This window comes from Pseudomonas sp. NPDC008258, from assembly GCF_042956345.1.
In the GTDB taxonomy this organism is placed as follows: domain Bacteria; phylum Pseudomonadota; class Gammaproteobacteria; order Pseudomonadales; family Pseudomonadaceae; genus Aquipseudomonas.
In genome coordinates this window covers 146,249-163,686 of record NZ_JBIBGE010000006.1, presented here as the reverse complement: position 1 = coordinate 163,686, position 17,438 = coordinate 146,249, and the positions used below count along the sequence as shown (strand labels likewise).

Here is a 17,438-nt window from a genome sequence, read left to right as displayed (position 1 = left end):
TAAATAAGATAGGGTCTCGATTTTTAACCGTCAACTTGTCAACAAGTCAATTTGTAAACTGGATCAGATGACTCGGGGCTGCTGCGCAGACCTCTCGCGACACAAGGCCGCTCACACGGATCGCGTCAGCCTGTGGAAACCACAAATAAAAAACCCCGCCGAAGCGGGGTTTTCATCGCAGCCTAGCGCTTAGATCGCGCCACGCTGACGCAGCACGTCCAGCACCAGCTTCACGCCTTCGTCCACGCTGATCGACTGGGTATCGATCACCAGGTCGGCATCCAGCGGCACATCGAACGGGAAGCTTTCGCCCGGGATGTTGTCGCCACCGGCAGCGTACAGGCCTTGCGGGTCACGCTCGCGGCAGGCCAGCGGCGAGGCCTGGACGTAAACGGTCACCAGGCGCTCCTTGCCGATCAGCGCCTTGGCCTGTTCGCGGCCTTCGGCATCCGGGGCCACGAACGCAGCCAGGGTCAGCATGCCGGCTTCGTTGAACTGGCGCGCCACATGGGCGGCGCGGCGCCAGTTCTCGGTGCGGCCGGCACGGTCCTGTGGCAGGCCCTTGTTCAGGTCGTGGCGCAGGTTCTGGCCATCGAGCACGTACACTGCACGACCCATGTCGAACAGCTTGCGCTCCACGGCGTAGGCCAGGGTGCTCTTGCCAGCGCCGGACAGGCCGCTGAACAGCACGGTGGCTGGCTGCTGGCCGAAGCGCAGGGCGCGCTCTTCGGTGGACACGTGGGCCTGCTTGCCATGCTGGCCGGTGCTGCCGTGCGGCAGGACTGGCTGGGCGATGATCATGCCGGCGCCGACGGTGCCGTTGGTCAGGCGGTCGATGACAATGAACGCACCGGTGGTGCGGTTGCTGTCGTAACCGTCCAGGGCAATGGCGCTGTCCAGGGATACCTTGACGCGGCCAATCTCGTTCAGTTGCAGGGCGCTGGCAGCGTCCTTTTCAAGGGTGTTCACATCGACCTTGTGGGTGATGCTGGCAATCGAGCCCGGCACGTAGCTGGTGGCGCGCTTGATGTCGTACTTCTTGCCCGGGAGCATCGGCTCCTCGGCCATCCACACCAGCATGGCGTCGAACTGGTCGGTCACCGGTGGAACGTTGTCGGCGTGTACCAGCAGGTCACCACGGGAGATGTCGATCTCGTCTTCCATGGTCAGGGTCACGGCCTGGCCTGGGCCGGCGTTTTCCAGTTCACCTTCGTAGGTGACGATGGACTTGACCCGGCTGCTCTTGCCCGACGGCAGCACGACGATTTCGTCGCCCTTGTGCACCACGCCGCTGGCGAGGGTGCCGGCGAAGCCGCGGAAGTTCAGGTTCGGACGGTTGACGTACTGCACCGGGAAGCGCAGGTCGGTGAAGTTGCGGTCGGCCGAAACCTCGACGGTTTCGAGGATTTCCATCAGCGTCGGGCCGGCGTACCACGGCGACTGCTCGCTGTGGTTGACCACGTTGTCGCCCTTGAGCGCCGACATCGGCACGAAGTGCAGGCTGCTCGGGGTCAGGTTGATGGCTTCGGCGAACTTCAGGTAGTCAGCCTTGATCGACTCGAAGACGCCTTCATCGAAGCCCTTCAGGTCCATCTTGTTGACCGCGACCACGATGTGCTTGATGCCCAGCAACGAGGCAATGTAGCTGTGACGGCGGGTCTGGGTCTGCACACCGTAGCGGGCATCGACCAGGATGATCGCCAGGTCACAGGTGGACGCACCGGTGGCCATGTTGCGGGTGTACTGCTCGTGGCCCGGGGTGTCGGCGATGATGAACTTGCGCTTGGCGGTGGAGAAGTAGCGGTAGGCGACATCGATGGTGATGCCCTGCTCACGCTCGGCCTGCAGGCCGTCTACCAGCAATGCCAGGTCGACTTCTTCGCCGGTGGTGCCGGACTTTTTCGAGTCACGGGTGATGGCCTCGAGGTGGTCCTCGTAGATCATCTTGGAGTCGTGCAGCAGGCGCCCGATCAGGGTGCTCTTGCCGTCATCCACGTTGCCGCAGGTGAGGAAACGCAGCAGTTCTTTACGCTCGTGCTGAGCCAGATAAGCGAGGATGTCTTCGCTGATCAAATCGGATTGGTGCGACATGGAGTAACCCTGAAAATTAGAAGTAGCCCTGACGTTTCTTGTCTTCCATGGAACCGGCGCCATCGTGGTCGATGACCCGGCCCTGGCGCTCGGAAGTGCGCGTCAGGAGCATTTCCTGGATGATGTCGGTGAGCGTTTCGGCTTCCGATTCGACAGCGCCCGTGAGCGGGTAGCAGCCGAGGGTACGGAAACGCACCTTCTTCTTGACGATGCGGGCTTTTTCTTCCTCGGAGAGGTGCTCGAGGATGCGCTCGTCGTCGATCATGATCAGGGTGCCGTTCTTCTCGATGACTTCACGCTCGGCGGCGAAGTACAGCGGCACGATCGGGATGCCTTCAAGGTAGATGTACTGCCAGATGTCCAGCTCGGTCCAGTTCGACAGCGGGAAGACGCGGATCGACTCGCCCTTGTTGACTTTGCCGTTGTATACGTTCCACAGCTCCGGGCGCTGGTTTTTCGGGTCCCAGCGGTGCTTGCTGTCACGGAAGGAGTACACACGCTCTTTGGCCCGCGACTTCTCTTCGTCGCGGCGCGCGCCACCGAAGGCTGCATCGAAACCATGCTTGTCCAGTGCCTGCTTCAGGCCCTGGGTCTTCATGATGTCGGTGTGCTTGGAGCTGCCATGGGTGAACGGGTTGATGCCCTGCGCCACACCCTCAGGGTTGACGTGGGTGATCAGTTCCAGGCCCATTTCCTCGACCATCTTGTCGCGGAAGCTGTACATCTCCTGGAATTTCCACTGGGTGTCGACGTGCATCACCGGGAACGGCAGCTTGCCCGGGAAGAAGGCCTTGCGCGCCAGGTGCAGCATCACGGCGGAATCCTTGCCGATCGAGTACAGCATCACCGGGTTGTCGAACTCGGCGGCCACCTCGCGGATAATGTGGATGCTTTCCGCCTCCAGCTGTTTCAAGTGCGTCAGTTTGTCGACCATGGCTACTCACGAAAAACGATCTTATGGACGGCCTGCGGGCCGTGTTCGAGCGAGCCACTTTATCACAGCGGCTTCTTCTATTTAGGCAGCGGACTAGATCGAAAAGGTCTAACGATATGACTGCGGGTTTGGGCTGGAACGGGGGCCGCTCTGCGGCCCATCGCCGGCAAGCCAGCTCCCACAAAGAGCTCCACAAGTCTCCTGGCCTGCGTAGTACCTGTGGGAGCGGGCGCGCCCGCGAAGAAGGCAACGCCGATATCAGATCGGATTCGGGCAATCGATGAACAGGTGTTCCACGGCAAAGCGCCGCGCCAGATAGTCACCCAACGCCTGCACCCCATACCGCTCGGTGGCATGGTGCCCGGCCGCGATGAAGCTGACGCCGTTCTCGCGTGCACTGTGGTAGGTCTGCTCCGACGCCTCACCCGTCAGGTACAAATCGACGCCGGCTGCAATCGCGGTGTCGATGTACCCCTGCCCGCCCCCGGTGCACCAGCCGACCCGGCGGATCATTTCGTCACCTTCAACCAGCAACGGCTCGCGCCCCAGCACTTCCTGCACACGCCGGGCAAAATCGCGGGCGGTCATCGGCTCGGCCAGCGAACCGACCAGCCCCACCACCTTGGGGTTCTGCGGGTCCAGCGGCCCTTCGACAGTGATGTCCAGTTGCCGCGCCAGCTGCACGTTGTTGCCGACGTCCGGGTGCACATCCAGCGGCAGGTGAAAAGCCAGCAGGCTGATATCGTTGTTCAGCAAGGTCTTCAGCCGACGCTGGCGGATACCGGTAATGCATGGGTTCTCACCCTTCCAGAAGTAACCATGGTGTACCAGCACCAGGTCGGCCTCGGCTTCGACTGCTGCATCCAGCAGCGCCTGGCTGGCGGTAACACCGCTGACGATACGGCTGACCTGCGGCCGGCCTTCGACCTGCAGGCCATTGGGGCAATAATCCTGGATCTTCGCGCTGCCCAGGTAGCGTTCGGCTTCCTCGACCAGGGTGTTGAGAGCGACGGCCATGAAAATCTCCTCGAAAACTGCGCTTTTCTCGGGCGTAACGCCCGTATAATGCCGGCCATTATGGGCCGTCGTCGGCACCGGGGGAACCGGTGTATCATCGCGCGCGCCCATGCCCCGCTGCGCGGCCAGTGGCCCCCGCTCTTTCCAGGATTCGTTCATGTTCAAGGCGTTTCGTTACTTTGGCTGGCCCCTGCTCACCGGCGTGCTGATCGCCATGTTGATCATCCAGCGGTTCCCGGAGTGGGTCGGCCTGCCCAGCCAGGACGTCAACCTGCAACAGGCACCGCAGACCACGCGCATCATGCAGGGCCCGGTGTCGTACGCCGACGCCGTGACCCTGGCCGCACCTGCAGTGGTCAACCTGTACACCACCAAGGTGGTGAACAAGAGCGCCCACCCGCTGTTCGAAGACCCGCAGTTCCGCCGCTTCTTCGGCGACAACCTGCCCAAGCAGCGCCGCTGGGAGTCGAGCCTGGGCTCGGCAGTGATCATGAGCCCCGAGGGCTACCTGCTGACCAACAACCATGTCACCAGCGGCGCCGACCAGATCGTGGTAGCCCTGAAGGATGGCCGTGAGACCCTGGCACGGGTAATCGGCAGCGACCCGGAAACCGACCTGGCCGTGTTGAAGATCGACCTGAAGAGCCTGCCGGCAATCACCATCGGCCGTTCTGACACCATTCACATCGGCGACGTGTCGCTGGCCATCGGCAACCCGTTCGGGGTCGGCCAGACCGTCACCATGGGTATCATCAGCGCCACCGGCCGTAACCAGCTGGGCCTGAACAACTACGAAGACTTCATCCAGACCGACGCCGCAATCAACCCGGGTAACTCGGGCGGCGCCTTGGTCGATGCCAATGGCAACCTGGTCGGCATCAACACCGCAATCTTCTCCAAGTCGGGCGGTTCACAGGGCATCGGCTTCGCCATCCCGGTGAAACTGGCACTGGAGGTGATGAAGTCGATCGTCGAGCACGGCCAGGTTATTCGTGGCTGGCTGGGTATTGAAGTACAGCCGCTGAGCCAGGAGCTGGCCGAGTCGTTCGGCATGAAAGACCGCCCGGGTATCGTGGTGGCGGGCATTTTCCGCGAAGGGCCAGCGGCAAAAGCCGGGTTGCAACTGGGTGACGTGATCCTGAGCATCAATGGCGAACCGGCCGGTGACGGGCGCAAGTCGATGAACCAGGTGGCGCGGATCAAGCCCAACGAGAAGATCACCATCGAGGTGATGCGTAACGGGCAGCAGCTTAAACTGGTGGCAGAGGTGGGGCTGCGGCCGCCACCGGCGCCGGCAGCGGTCACAGAAGAGAAATAAAAAACCGGGCCGCTTTGCGGCCCATCGCCGGCAAGCCAGCTCCCACAGGGATAGCACCGGCCTCAAGCCCTGTGCAGTACCTGTGGGAGCTGGCTTGCCGGCGATGGGCTGCAAAGCAGCCCCAGCAGCATCAATGCAGGATCTGGCTCAGGAACAACTTGGTCCGGTCACTGCGCGGCCGGTCGAAGAAATCGTCCGGCGCCGCCTGCTCCACAATCTCCCCCTTGTCCATGAAGATCACCCGGTTCGCCACCGTGCGGGCAAAGCCCATTTCGTGAGTTACGCAGAGCATGGTCATGCCATCTTCGGCCAGGCCCACCATGGTATCGAGCACCTCCTTGACCATTTCCGGGTCCAGCGCCGAGGTCGGCTCGTCGAACAGCATGATCTTCGGCTTCATGCACAAGGCGCGGGCAATCGCCACACGCTGCTGCTGACCACCGGACAACTGCCCCGGGTACTTGTGCGCCTGTTCAGGAATACGCACGCGCTCCAGATAATGCATGGCAATTTCCTCAGCCTTGCGCCGGGGCATCTTGCGCACCCACATCGGCGCCAGGGTGCAGTTTTCCAGGATGCTCAGGTGCGGGAACAGGTTGAAGTGCTGGAACACCATGCCCACTTCGCGGCGGATGGCCTCGATCTGCTTGAGGTCGTTGGTCAGCTCCACACCATCCACCACGATACGCCCCTGCTGGTGTTCTTCCAGGCGGTTGAGGCAACGGATGGTGGTGGACTTGCCCGAACCGGACGGCCCGCACAGCACGATACGCTCGCCCTGGCGCACGTTCAGGTTGATGTCCTTGAGCACATGGAACTGGCCATACCACTTGTTCACACCCTGCATCTGGATGATGCCTTCGGGGCCGGCAGGCTGCTTGATCGCTTCACTCATTTCGAAACTCCTAACGCTTGTGGCCAGTGTCCAGCTTGCGCTCCAGGTGCATGGAGTAGCGGGACATACCGAAACAGAAAATCCAGAACACCAGGGCGGCGAACACATAGCCCTCGGTAGCCATGCCCAGCCAGGCCGGGTCGGCGGCGGCTTGCTTGACGCTGTTCAGCAGGTCGAACAGGCCGATGATGATCACCAGGCTTGTGTCCTTGAACAGGGCAATGAAGGTGTTGACGATGCCCGGGATCACCAGCTTCAGCGCCTGAGGCAGAATCACCAGGCCCATCGAACGCCAGTAGCCCAGGCCCATGGCCGCAGCGGCTTCGTACTGGCCTTTGGGGATGGCCTGCAAGCCACCGCGCACCACCTCGGCGATATACGCCGACTGGAACAGGATCACGCCGATCATCGCCCGCAGCAGCTTGTCGAAGCTCATGCCCTCAGGCAGGAACAACGGCAGCATCACCGACGACATGAACAGCACGGTGATCAACGGCACGCCGCGCCAGAACTCGATGAAGGTCACGCACACCACCTTCACCGCCGGCATTTTCGAACGCCGGCCCAGGGCCAACAGGATGCCCAGCGGCAAGGCGCCGACGATGCCCACGGTGGCGATCACCAGGGTCAGCATCAGCCCGCCCCACTGGCTGGTGGCCACGGTTTCCAGGCCAACCACACCGCCATGCAGCAGGGTGTAGGCCAGGATCGGGTACAGCACCAAAAAGCCCAGGCCATAGAAGGCCTTGCGCGGAAAGCGCTTGATGAACAGCGGCGCGGCGCCGAGCACGGCAAGCCACACGGTCAGGTCCACGCGCCAGCGCAACTCGGCCGGGTAGTAGCCATACATGAACTGGCCGAAGCGTTGCTGCACGAACACCCAGCAGGCGCCTTCCTTGGTGCAGTCGGCACGGGTGGTACCGACCCAGTTGGCGTCGATCAACGCCCACTGGATGAGCGGCGGCACGATCAGCCACACCAGGTAGATGGCAAACAGGGTCAGCAGCGTATTGAGCCAGCTGGAAAACAGATTGGCACGCATCCATGCGAGCACGCCGACGGTTTTCACCGGTGGCGGCATGTCGGGTTTGAAAACATGGGCATTCACGGGCGTATCCTCACCGCTCGATCAGCGCAATGCGCTTGTTGTACCAGTTCATCAGCAGCGAAATGCTGATGCTGATGGCGAGATAGACACTCATGGTGATCGCAATCACCTCGATGGCCTGGCCGGTCTGGTTGAGCACGGTACCGGCAAACAGCGAGACCATCTCCGGATAGCCGATACCGGCCGCCAGCGACGAGTTCTTCGCCAGGTTCAGGTACTGGCTGGTCAGCGGCGGAATGATCACCCGCAGTGCCTGGGGGATGATCACCTTGCGCAGGGTTGGCCCTTCGCGCAGGCCCAGCGAGCGTGCGGCTTCGGTCTGGCCATGGCTGACCGAACGGATGCCGGAGCGCACGATTTCAGCGATGAAGGCTGCCGTATAGATCGTCAGTGCCAACGTCAGCGCCAGCAACTCAGGGATCAGCACCCAGCCACCGACGAAGTTGAAGCCCTTCAGCTGCGGCACTTCCCAGGTCACCGGGCTGCCGAACACCAGCACGCTCAGGCCCGGGATCGCGATGAGCAGCGCCAGCCCCACCCAGAACTTGTGGAACGGCACACCGGTCTCGTCGAAACGTTTGTTGGCGTAACGCACCATCACGACAATGGCGGCAATGGCGACCGCCAAGGCAACGACGAACGGCCAGAAGCCGTCGGTCATCGAAGCGCCGGGCATGTTCAAACCGCGGTTACTGATAAAGAAGGTGTCGTCGATGTTGATGCTGCCCCGCGGTCCCGGCAGGGTCAGGAACACGGCGAAGTACCAGAACAGGATTTGCAACAGCGGCGGGATGTTGCGGAAGGTTTCCACATACACGGTCGCGAGCTTGTTGATCATCCAGTTTGGCGACAACCGCGCCACACCGATGATGAAGCCCAGGATCGTCGCCAGGATGACACCGATGAAGGTCACCAGCAGGGTATTGAGCAGGCCGATGACGAACACCCGCGCATAGCTGTCTGACTCCACATAGGGGATCAGGTGCTGGGCGATGCCGAAGCCGGCGCTGCGGTCGAGAAAGTCGAAACCCGAGGTGATACCCCGGTGTTGCAGGTTGGTTTGCGTGTTGTGGAACAGGTACCAGCCCAGGCCGACCACGAACACGATCGTGAGGACCTGGAACAGCCACGCGCGCACACGCGGATCGTTAAGGGACAAGCCCTTGGGTGCGCCGATTTGATTTTGCATGAAGTGCCCCGGACAGTAGGGATTCGAACAGCCTGCGGCGGCGGGATGCCGCCGCAGGGTGCAGCCATCAGCGCACAGGTGGCGCGTACTGGATGCCGCCGTTGTTCCAAAGGGCGTTCATGCCACGGTCGATCTTCAGGTCGGTGCTCTGGCCCAGGTTCTTCTCGAACACTTCGCCGTAGTTGCCAACTTGCTTCACGATTTGCACTACCCAGTCTTTGGGCAGCTTGAGGTCCTTGCCGTACTCGCCGTCACCACCCAGCAGGCGGGCCACGTCCGGGTTCTTGGTGGCCTTGGCCTCGGCTTCGACATTCTTCGAAGTGATGCCCGCCTCTTCGGCATTGAGCATGGCGAACAGGGTCCACTTGACGATGCTGAACCACTCCTCGTCTCCTTTACGCACCACCGGGCCCAGGGGCTCCTTGGAGATGGTTTCCGGCAGTACCACGTACTCGGTCGGCGCGGCCAGCTTGGAACGCTGGGCGAACAGCTGCGACTTGTCCGAGGTCAGCACGTCGCAACGGCCCGATTCCAGCGACTTGGCGCTTTCGTCCGAGGTGTCGAAGGTGATCGGGGTGTACTTCAGGTTGTTGGCGCGGAAGAAGTCCGACACGTTCAGCTCGGTGGTGGTACCGGCCTGGATACAGATGGTCGCGCCATCGAGTTCCTTGGCACTGGATACACCCAGCTTCTTGTTGACCAGGAAGCCGACACCGTCGTAGTAGGTTACGCCTGCAAACACCAGGCCCATGCCGGCATCGCGCGAGCTGGTCCAGGTGGTGTTGCGCGACAGCACGTCAACCTCGCCCGACTGCAGGGCGGTGAAGCGTTCCTTGGCGTTGAGCTGGCTGAACTTGACCTTGGTGGCATCGCCGAACACGGCGGCGGCCACGGCGCGGCACACATCGGCGTCGATGCCGACGATCTTGCCCTGCGCATCAGGTACCGAGAAGCCCGGAAGGCCGTCGCTCACGCCACACTGGACGAAGCCCTTCTTCTTGACCGCATCGAGGGTGGCGCCGGCCTGGGCAGTGCTCACGGCGCCCAGTGCGGCGGCAGCGGTCAGGACTGCCAGGGTGGTTTTCAACATCTTCATTCACAACCTCCAAATCGCTCTTGTTGTATCGAGCCGGAATTGCACCGCACCCTTTTGAGGCGTATCCGACCCGTATTGGCTTGTTATTGGGTCAATTGGCGCAATGGGCTGTTCTGTGACAGCCTTCGCGTGCAAAGGGTGTTACCGTCACGGCCTGCCCTTTGCATCACAGAATGGATTGCAAAGCGCGTACCAGAATTTGCAGCTGTAGCGTTTAAGCGCTCGTCAAGTAGGGAAAGTTGTATCGTTGCGACATTCTTTTTCCGACAATCATTTGCAGCGCCTTCTTTTCAGGCACGCCCTAACAAGACCCGCACACTTTCGGAGCAGTCATGACCAACCCGCTGATTCTTGAACCGCAGAAAACCGCAGACGCCTGTGTGATCTGGTTGCACGGTTTGGGGGCCGACCGTTACGACTTCCTACCGGTTGCCGAATTCATGCAGGAGCGTCTGCCCAGCACCCGCTTCATCATGCCCCAGGCCCCCACCCGCCCAGTTACCATCAACGGCGGCTACGCCATGCCCAGTTGGTATGACATCAAGGCCATGACGCCAGCCCGTGCCATTGACGAAGTGCAACTTGAAGAGTCGGCCGATCAGGTGATTGCCCTGGTCAAGGCCGAGCAGGCCAAAGGCATCAACCTGTCGCGGATCTTCCTGGCCGGTTTCTCCCAAGGTGGTGCGGTGGTACTGCACACTGCTTATATAAAGTGGCAAGAAGCACTCGGCGGGGTGATCGCCCTGTCCACCTACGCCCCCACCTTCAACGACCAGCACCAGTTGAGTGCCTGCCAGCAACGCACCCCGGCCCTGTGCCTGCATGGCGTGCATGACCCGGTGGTGATCCCCTCCATGGGCCGCACCGCCTTCGAGTACCTGAACACCTGGGGTATCGCCGCCCGCTGGCACGAGTACCCGATGGAGCACGAAGTGGTGGTCGAAGAGCTGAACGACATCCAGCTCTGGCTGAGCGAGCAACTGCAATAAGCCGGTGCACTCTGTAGTTGTAAGGCTATTCCACTACGCCGCGCCCGATTCTTGCTTTACACTGCCCGGCGTACATTCCTTAACCAGTTGATGAGACGATCGTGCTCAAGGCACTCAAGAAAATTTTCGGCAAGGGAGACGCCGCGCCACAGGCCGTCGCTCCTGCTGCCAGCGTGACGCCGCCTGCGCCCGCCCCCGCCGCAGAGGCCCGGCCGGCGCCCAAACCGGCCGCCCCACGCGCCAAACCTGCCCCAAAGGCTGAACGGCCTACCGCCACGCCAACAGCCGATACCCCGGCCAAGGACAAACCGCGTCGCGAGCGCAAGCCCAAGCCGCAGGCCAGCCTGTGGAAACCGGAAGACTTCGTGGTCGAGCCACAGGAAGGCAAGACCCGCTTCCACGACTTCAAGTTGTCCAACGAACTGATGCACGCCATCCACGACCTGGGCTTCCCGTACTGCACGCCGATCCAGGCGCAGGTGCTGGGTTACACCCTGGCTGGCCAGGACGCCATCGGCCGGGCCCAGACCGGTACCGGCAAGACCGCGGCGTTCCTGATTTCGATCATTTCCCAGTTGCAGCAAACGCCACCGCCCAAGGAACGTTACATGGGCGAACCGCGCGCGCTGATCATCGCGCCTACCCGCGAGCTGGTGGTACAGATCGCCAAGGACGCCGTCGCCCTGACCAAGTACACCGGCCTTAACGTGATGAGCTTCGTCGGCGGCATGGACTTCGACAAGCAGCTCAAGGCCCTGGAAACGCGCCACTGCGACATTCTGGTGGCCACCCCTGGCCGCTTGCTGGACTTCAACCAGCGCGGCGAGGTGCACCTGGACATGGTCGAGGTGATGGTGCTGGACGAAGCCGACCGCATGCTCGACATGGGCTTCATCCCGCAAGTACGCCAGATCATTCGCCAGACGCCGCCAAAAAGCGAGCGCCAGACCCTGCTGTTCTCCGCCACCTTCACCGACGACGTGATGAACCTGGCCAAGCAGTGGACCACCAACCCGGCCATCGTCGAGATCGAGCCGGAAAACGTGGCCAGCGATACGGTCGAGCAACACGTGTATGCGGTAGCGGGCAGCGACAAGTACAAGCTGTTGTACAACCTGGTGACCCAGAACAAGTGGGAACGGGTAATGGTGTTCGCCAACCGCAAGGACGAAGTGCGGCGCATCGAGGAAAAACTGGTACGCGACGGCATCAATGCCGCCCAGCTGTCGGGCGACGTGCCGCAGCACAAGCGCATCCGCACCCTGGAAAGCTTCCGCGAAGGGCGCATTACCGTGCTGGTGGCGACTGACGTGGCCGGGCGAGGCATTCACATCGATGGCATCAGCCACGTGATCAACTTCACCCTGCCAGAAGACCCGGACGACTATGTGCACCGCATTGGCCGGACCGGCCGTGCGGGGGCCAATGGCGTGTCGATCAGCTTTGCCGGTGAGGATGACTCCTACCAGCTGCCGGCGATCGAAGAGCTGCTGGGGCGCAAGATCAAGTGCGAGATGCCGCCGGATGAGCTGCTGAAGCCGGTGCCGCGCAAGCATCACTGATAGGTGTCGGATTCTTCGCGGGCTTGCCCGCTCCCACAGGTACTGCACAGCTTCCGAAACCTGTGCAGTACCTGTGGGAGCGGGCAAGCCCGCGAACCGGGGCAAAGCCCCGGCCATCAAACAAGAATCTACCAGCGCCCGGCGGCATCCTGGTCACTCTGCTTCCCTTCCACCCACCTAGGCCCCTCCTGGGTATTCTCCTTCTTCCAGAACGGCGCCCGGGTCTTCAGGTAGTCCATGATGAAGTTGCAGGCATCGAACGCCGCCTGCCGATGGGCACTGGCCACCCCCACGAACACAATCGGCTCGCCTGGTTCCAGCGCGCCGATGCGGTGCAACACCTCCACCTTGAGCAACGGCCAGCGCTGCTCGGCTTCGACCACGATCTTGGCCAAGGCCTTCTCGGTCATGCCCGGATAATGCTCAAGGAACATCCCCGCCACTTCACGGCCATCGTTGAAATCCCGCACATAGCCGACAAAACCCACCACCGCGCCCACGCCCACGTTCGCCGCATGCATGGCATTCACCTCGGCTCCCGGGTCGAACGCGCCTTCCTGCACTCGCACTGCCATGTTCAGCCTCCGGTTACCGGCGGGAAGAACGCCACTTCATCACCGTCTTCCAACGGTTCACCGAGCTTGCACAGCTCTTCGTTGCGCGCGCACATCAGGTTCCGCTCGGCCAGCAGTTCATACGGCCCGCCCTTGCCCAACAAGGCTTGGCGCACATCGTCAATAACCTTGAACTCACCCTCCACCCGCTCGGCATCCACGCCCAGCAGCTCGCGGTAACGGGCGAAGTACATCACCTTGATCTTCATCACGCCTGCACCTTGTAGTGGCCACTCTTGCCGCCGACTTTCTCCAGCAAGCGAACCTGCTCGATGACCATGCCTTTATCCACAGCCTTGCACATGTCGTAGATCGTCAGCGCAGCAACGCTGGCAGCGGTCAGCGCTTCCATCTCCACACCGGTCTGCCCGGCCAGCTTGCAACGGGCGACAATACGTACCGCGTCCTGGCCCTCGGCACTGAGTTCGACCTTGACGCTGGTCAGCATCAGCGGGTGGCACAACGGGATCAGGTCGCTGGTCTTCTTCGCCGCCTGGATGCCGGCGATACGCGCCACGGCGAACACATCACCCTTGGGGTGTTCGCCGTCGACGATCATCTGCAAGGTCTGCGGCAACATCCGCACCCGCGCCTCGGCGACGGCCTCGCGCTCGGTCACCGCCTTTTCAGTGACGTCGACCATGTTGGCCCGCCCCTGGGAATCAAGATGTGTCAGCACTGCTCTGCTCCTGTGAAGGGAGTTCGCAGTGTAAACCTGTGGGTCAGGTTTGAGCAGAGGTATGTGTCGCCAGGGCCGGCCTCTTCGCGGGCACGCCCGCTCCCACAGGTACAACACAGGACCTGAAGACAGCGCAATACCTGTGGGAGCGGGCGTGCCCGCGAAGAGGCCGGGCGGCGAACCGCCCGGCGGTAGAGGTTACAAATGCGACTCGGCGTACTCGGCCAGCACCGAACGCGGCACACCCTGCAGGGTGATATGCACGCCGTGGGGGAAGTCCTTGAAGCGCTCGGTCAGGTAGGTCAGGCCCGAGCTGGTCGCGGACAGGTAGGGGGTGTCGATCTGCGCCAGGTTGCCCAGGCAGACCACCTTGGAACCGGAGCCGGCACGGGTGATGATGGTTTTCATCTGGTGCGGCGTCAGGTTCTGGCACTCGTCGATCAGGATCAGGCTTTGCTGGAAGCTGCGACCACGAATGTAGTTCAGCGACTTGAACTGCAACGGCACGCGCTCAAGGATGTACTCGACGCTGCCATGGGTGCTTTCGTCATCCATGTGCAAGGCTTCGAGGTTGTCGGTAATCGCACCCAGCCAGGGCTCCATTTTCTCCGCTTCGGTGCCCGGCAGGAAGCCGATCTCCTGGTCCAGCCCCTGCACGCTGCGGGTGGCAATGATGCGCCGGTAGCGCTTGCTGACCATGGTCTGCTCGATGGCGGCGGCCAGGGCCAGGATGGTCTTGCCGGAACCGGCGGCGCCGGTCAGGTTTACCAGATGGATATCCGGGTCGAGCAGGGCGAACAGCGCCAGGCTCTGATGGATGTCGCGTGGTTTCAGCCCCCATGCCTCCTGGTGCAACAGGGGTTCCTGGTGCAGGTCAAGCAGCAGCAGTTCATCGTTGCGAATGCCTTTGATCCAGCCGACGAAGCCCTGCTCATCAATGATGAACTCGTTGATGTGCACGGCTGGCAGGTTGTCGATCATCTGCACCCGATGCCAGGTGCGGCCGCGCTCCTGGCGGGTATCGACCTTGCTCACCCGGTCCCAGAACGAGCCGGTAACCGAATGGTAGCCCTTGGACAGCAAGGACACGTCATCCACCAGCTGGTCGGTGCTGTAGTCCTCGGCCGCAATGCCACAGGCACGGGCCTTCAGGCGCATGTTGATGTCTTTGGTAACCAGCACCACATCCAGGTCGGTGCGCCGGCTACGTACTTCAAGCAGGGTGTTGATGATGATGTTGTCGTTGAGGTTTTCCGGCAACAACTTGCTGGGTTCGTTGCGCGGGCTCATCAGGATCGACAGAAAGCCCTTGGGCCCACTCTTGTTACGCTGGATCGGCACGCCCTGCTCCACATCGCTGGGCGAAGCATCACCCAGGGTCTGGTCGATCAGGCGGATGGCCTGGCGGCATTCGGCGGCGATGGTCTGTTTACCGGTCTTGAGCTTGTCGAGTTCCTCCAGCACCGTCATCGGGATGCCGACATGATGCTCCTCGAAGTTCAGTAACGCGTTGGGGTCGTGAATCAGGACGTTGGTATCGAGCACATAGAGGATTGGCTTGCTGGAGGAAGGGTTGCGTCCTTGGTCATCCATACTCGGTCACCTTATGTCGAAGCCATACGGCGCGGTCTGTTGCGCCGCAAAGTGACTACCGCTCTCCCCGTATCCGCGTTGTTACGGGCGGGAAGCGAACCTGCTCAGGTGGGCCTGGATGACGCCACCTGTGCTGCAGGAATCGGCTGTCTGGTTTCTTCATACCGCAAAAACCATGACCGAAAAAAGCATTTTTACGTCTTTTTGAAGTTTATTTTTCCGATTGACGAAGAGGCCTTGGCGGCGGCGCCAGACGGGACTACAGTCAGAAGTCATACCCTCTATTCGCTATATCCATATTCCCGGCAACCTTCCCAGCCGATCCCGCTTTGTGCGGTATTACGCAGCAGCCAATCCACCGCCGGCTGGGCCTTGGGCAGGCTGTCGTGGAACTGGATCACGCCCTTGCGCCACAACAGCATCAGCGTCAGCACGCGCTGCGCCGATGCCTCCGGGCCCAGTGCGCCATCGTCCTCGGCATCGATATCCCACAACGATACCCGCAGTTGCTGCCTGGCCATGAACGCCTCGCCATCGGCACGGCGTTGGCCATAAGGCGGGCGGAACAGCGGCACATACTGGTCCGGCAAGTCGGCCTGCACCCGCGCCTGACTGCGCCGCAGGGAGTCCTGCCAATCTGTCCACTGGGCATGGGAACGGTATTCCCAGCCTTGAATGCCCACACACTGCCCGCGATACAGTTGGCGCAACGCATTCGCCGCCCCCGCGTCACGGCGTTGCTGCAAGCGGTTGCCCAGCACGAAGAATGTGCCCTGAAGCTTCTGCCGACGCAGGTAATCCGTCAGCAGGTCGGTATTCCCGCCATCCGGCCCGGGCCCGCCGACGAAGGTCAGCAGGAACATGCGGTCGTTCAGTTGATCACCGTTGCGTTCGCGCGAAGACAACCGCTCCACTTCACTGCTGGTCTGCGGCAGCAGTGCTGCCTTGCGCAATTGATCGTCCAGGTAACGCACATGGAACTGATGGCTTGGCTCGATCCAGCTGGTATAGAACGTGCCGACATCCGCAGCGAACGTCGCTGCCTGTGTGCGCAAATCCGCCATTGAGGTTACCGGGTAGCAGAATGACGCATCCTGCTCGCAGCTGCGCTGGGCTTGTTCATAACCTTCCCACAGCCTTTGCCACATGCGCGCCCTCACCTGGCGCACCTTCTGCAGGTTGATCTGCCGCAGCCCCAGCCGCGACGCCAGCGCCGCATCGTCCAGCAGTTCGCTTTCGTGCAACACCTGGGCGAACGAGAGGATCTCGGCACGCGAGGCCACATCGAACAGCGCCGGGCTGTCCAGTTGCTCGGGCCAAAGGCTGCGGTCCAGGCTTACCTGGGGTGAAGGGGCGGCTTGCACGGCCAGGCTCAACAGCGCGGCCAGCAAGGCAAAGGCAATGCGCACGGTGGAAGGCTCCGCAACGGCAAAACGCGAACTATAGCGCCTGCACCGCCCCATGGTCTGTGACTATCGTCGCCATAGTTTGGACTTGCACCGCCCAGCCCGTAGAATCTCCGGCCAACGATGCCAGGAGCCGACCCGATGCTGACGGTGATTTCCCCCGCCAAGACCCTCGACTACGATACCCCGCCGGTAACCGAGCGCTTCACCCTGCCCCAGTACCTGGACGACTCTCAGGAACTGATCCAGCAGCTGCGCGAACTGTCGCCGGCACAAATCAGCGAACTGATGCACCTGTCCGACAAGCTCGCCGGCCTGAATGCCGCCCGTTTCGGCAGCTGGACTCCGGACTTCACCCCCGCCAATGCCAAGCAGGCGCTACTGGCGTTCAAGGGTGACGTGTACACCGGCCTCGACGCCGAGAGCCTGGGCGAAGACGACTTCAGCTACGCGCAAAACCATCTGCGCATGCTCTCGGGCCTGTACGGCCTGCTGCGCCCGCTGGACCTGATGCAACCCTACCGCCTGGAAATGGGCACCAAGCTGGCCAACGCCCGCGGCAAGGACCTGTACGCCTTCTGGGGCACGCGCATCAGCGAATGGCTGAACCAGGCCCTGGCCGAACAGGGCGATGACGTGCTGCTGAACCTGGCCAGCAACGAGTACTTCAGCGCAGTGAAACGCAGCGCCCTCAAGGCCCGGGTGATCAACGTCGACTTCAAGGACTGGAAAAACGGCCAGTACAAGATCATCAGTTTCTACGCCAAGAAAGCCCGCGGCATGATGAGCCGCTTCGTCATCCAGCAACGCATCAGCGACCCGGAGCGGCTCAAGCAGTTCGATGTGCAGGGGTACTACTACAGTGCCGAGCAGTCCAAGGCGGATCATCTGGTGTTTTTGCGGGATCATCCGGGCGAGTAAGCCAGCGCGCCTGTCAAACCGAGCGC

Annotated in this window: 16 protein-coding genes; 4 read left to right on the top strand and 12 right to left on the bottom strand. The window is 61.9% G+C overall.

The features are described from left to right. Positions 1-189: 189 nt before the first annotated feature. The 3 genes from cysN to ACFY9W_RS06990 all read right to left on the bottom strand — a co-directional run bounded on the left by cysN (position 190) and on the right by ACFY9W_RS06990 (position 4,042). A complete protein-coding gene (gene cysN / locus ACFY9W_RS07000) occupies positions 190-2,091 on the bottom strand; it encodes a sulfate adenylyltransferase subunit CysN (protein ID WP_391127619.1) in 1,902 nt (633 codons plus the stop codon). A gap of 16 nt (positions 2,092-2,107) precedes the next feature. Continuing rightward, positions 2,108-3,025, bottom strand: coding sequence for a sulfate adenylyltransferase subunit CysD (gene cysD, locus ACFY9W_RS06995; protein WP_003251799.1), 918 nt, complete (start codon positions 3,023-3,025; stop codon positions 2,108-2,110). A 258-nt stretch (positions 3,026-3,283) separates the two neighbouring features. Then, the gene (locus tag ACFY9W_RS06990) at positions 3,284-4,042 is read right to left on the bottom strand and encodes a Nif3-like dinuclear metal center hexameric protein (protein ID WP_391127615.1); all 759 of its coding nucleotides are present in this window, start codon (positions 4,040-4,042) and stop codon (positions 3,284-3,286) included. 157 nt (positions 4,043-4,199) lie between these two features. Here ACFY9W_RS06990 and algW point away from each other — a divergent pair, with 157 nt between their 5' ends. Further along, complete coding sequence (algW, locus tag ACFY9W_RS06985) at positions 4,200-5,360, top strand: Do family serine endopeptidase AlgW (RefSeq protein WP_391127612.1); 1,161 nt, start codon at positions 4,200-4,202, stop codon at positions 5,358-5,360. A 130-nt stretch (positions 5,361-5,490) separates the two neighbouring features. Here the strand turns inward: algW and ACFY9W_RS06980 are convergent, their stop codons facing one another. From ACFY9W_RS06980 to ACFY9W_RS06965, 4 genes are all read right to left on the bottom strand, one after another. Next, positions 5,491-6,255 (bottom strand): amino acid ABC transporter ATP-binding protein, encoded by a 765-nt coding sequence (locus tag ACFY9W_RS06980; RefSeq protein ID WP_003251792.1) that lies wholly within the window; start codon positions 6,253-6,255, stop codon positions 5,491-5,493. 10 nt (positions 6,256-6,265) lie between these two features. Beyond that, on the bottom strand, positions 6,266-7,363 hold the full coding sequence (locus ACFY9W_RS06975) for an ABC transporter permease subunit (protein ID WP_391127607.1): 1,098 nt from the start codon (positions 7,361-7,363) through the stop codon (positions 6,266-6,268). Between the two features lie 10 nt (positions 7,364-7,373). Beyond that, positions 7,374-8,552, bottom strand: coding sequence for an ABC transporter permease subunit (locus tag ACFY9W_RS06970; protein ID WP_391127604.1), 1,179 nt, complete (start codon positions 8,550-8,552; stop codon positions 7,374-7,376). Between the two features lie 67 nt (positions 8,553-8,619). Further along, positions 8,620-9,648: a transporter substrate-binding domain-containing protein gene (locus ACFY9W_RS06965; protein WP_391127601.1), complete on the bottom strand. Its 1,029-nt coding sequence runs from the start codon at positions 9,646-9,648 to the stop codon at positions 8,620-8,622. A gap of 332 nt (positions 9,649-9,980) precedes the next feature. Here ACFY9W_RS06965 and ACFY9W_RS06960 point away from each other — a divergent pair, with 332 nt between their 5' ends. Together ACFY9W_RS06960 and rhlB are read left to right on the top strand one after the other, a co-directional pair. Continuing rightward, the gene (locus ACFY9W_RS06960) at positions 9,981-10,637 is read left to right on the top strand and encodes an alpha/beta hydrolase (protein ID WP_391127598.1); all 657 of its coding nucleotides are present in this window, start codon (positions 9,981-9,983) and stop codon (positions 10,635-10,637) included. 101 nt (positions 10,638-10,738) lie between these two features. Beyond that, positions 10,739-12,199: an ATP-dependent RNA helicase RhlB gene (gene rhlB, locus ACFY9W_RS06955; protein WP_391127595.1), complete on the top strand. Its 1,461-nt coding sequence runs from the start codon at positions 10,739-10,741 to the stop codon at positions 12,197-12,199. A 128-nt stretch (positions 12,200-12,327) separates the two neighbouring features. On the opposite strand, the gene moaE is transcribed toward rhlB, so the two are convergent. From moaE to ACFY9W_RS06930, 5 genes are all read right to left on the bottom strand, one after another. Beyond that, complete coding sequence (moaE, locus tag ACFY9W_RS06950) at positions 12,328-12,774, bottom strand: molybdopterin synthase catalytic subunit MoaE (RefSeq protein ID WP_060499776.1); 447 nt, start codon at positions 12,772-12,774, stop codon at positions 12,328-12,330. 2 nt (positions 12,775-12,776) lie between these two features. Continuing rightward, positions 12,777-13,022, bottom strand: coding sequence for a molybdopterin converting factor subunit 1 (gene moaD, locus ACFY9W_RS06945; protein ID WP_391127590.1), 246 nt, complete (start codon positions 13,020-13,022; stop codon positions 12,777-12,779). Then, positions 13,022-13,492 (bottom strand): cyclic pyranopterin monophosphate synthase MoaC, encoded by a 471-nt coding sequence (moaC, locus tag ACFY9W_RS06940; RefSeq protein ID WP_391127587.1) that lies wholly within the window; start codon positions 13,490-13,492, stop codon positions 13,022-13,024. Before moaC ends, moaD begins: the two co-directional genes overlap by 1 nt. A gap of 198 nt (positions 13,493-13,690) precedes the next feature. After that, complete coding sequence (locus tag ACFY9W_RS06935; RefSeq protein WP_391127584.1) at positions 13,691-15,085, bottom strand: PhoH family protein; 1,395 nt, start codon at positions 15,083-15,085, stop codon at positions 13,691-13,693. Between the two features lie 281 nt (positions 15,086-15,366). After that, complete coding sequence (locus tag ACFY9W_RS06930; protein ID WP_391127581.1) at positions 15,367-16,494, bottom strand: polysaccharide deacetylase family protein; 1,128 nt, start codon at positions 16,492-16,494, stop codon at positions 15,367-15,369. A gap of 138 nt (positions 16,495-16,632) precedes the next feature. Here ACFY9W_RS06930 and yaaA point away from each other — a divergent pair, with 138 nt between their 5' ends. Further along, complete coding sequence (gene yaaA, locus ACFY9W_RS06925) at positions 16,633-17,412, top strand: peroxide stress protein YaaA (protein ID WP_391127579.1); 780 nt, start codon at positions 16,633-16,635, stop codon at positions 17,410-17,412. Positions 17,413-17,438: the final 26 nt, after the last annotated feature.

What these genes read in the sequence shown, in the direction of transcription:
- cysN (WP_391127619.1), bottom strand. Translation starts at nt 2,091, where the DNA reads ATGTCGCACCAATCCGATTTGATCAGCGAAGACATCCTCGCTTATCTG.
- cysD (WP_003251799.1), bottom strand. Translation starts at nt 3,025, where the DNA reads ATGGTCGACAAACTGACGCACTTGAAACAGCTGGAGGCGGAAAGCATC.
- ACFY9W_RS06990 (WP_391127615.1), bottom strand. Translation starts at nt 4,042, where the DNA reads ATGGCCGTCGCTCTCAACACCCTGGTCGAGGAAGCCGAACGCTACCTG.
- algW (WP_391127612.1), top strand. Translation starts at nt 4,200, where the DNA reads ATGTTCAAGGCGTTTCGTTACTTTGGCTGGCCCCTGCTCACCGGCGTG.
- ACFY9W_RS06980 (WP_003251792.1), bottom strand. Translation starts at nt 6,255, where the DNA reads ATGAGTGAAGCGATCAAGCAGCCTGCCGGCCCCGAAGGCATCATCCAG.
- ACFY9W_RS06970 (WP_391127604.1), bottom strand. Translation starts at nt 8,552, where the DNA reads ATGCAAAATCAAATCGGCGCACCCAAGGGCTTGTCCCTTAACGATCCG.
- ACFY9W_RS06965 (WP_391127601.1), bottom strand. Translation starts at nt 9,648, where the DNA reads ATGAAGATGTTGAAAACCACCCTGGCAGTCCTGACCGCTGCCGCCGCA.
- ACFY9W_RS06960 (WP_391127598.1), top strand. Translation starts at nt 9,981, where the DNA reads ATGACCAACCCGCTGATTCTTGAACCGCAGAAAACCGCAGACGCCTGT.
- moaE (WP_060499776.1), bottom strand. Translation starts at nt 12,774, where the DNA reads ATGGCAGTGCGAGTGCAGGAAGGCGCGTTCGACCCGGGAGCCGAGGTG.
- moaD (WP_391127590.1), bottom strand. Translation starts at nt 13,022, where the DNA reads ATGAAGATCAAGGTGATGTACTTCGCCCGTTACCGCGAGCTGCTGGGC.
- ACFY9W_RS06935 (WP_391127584.1), bottom strand. Translation starts at nt 15,085, where the DNA reads ATGGATGACCAAGGACGCAACCCTTCCTCCAGCAAGCCAATCCTCTAT.
- yaaA (WP_391127579.1), top strand. Translation starts at nt 16,633, where the DNA reads ATGCTGACGGTGATTTCCCCCGCCAAGACCCTCGACTACGATACCCCG.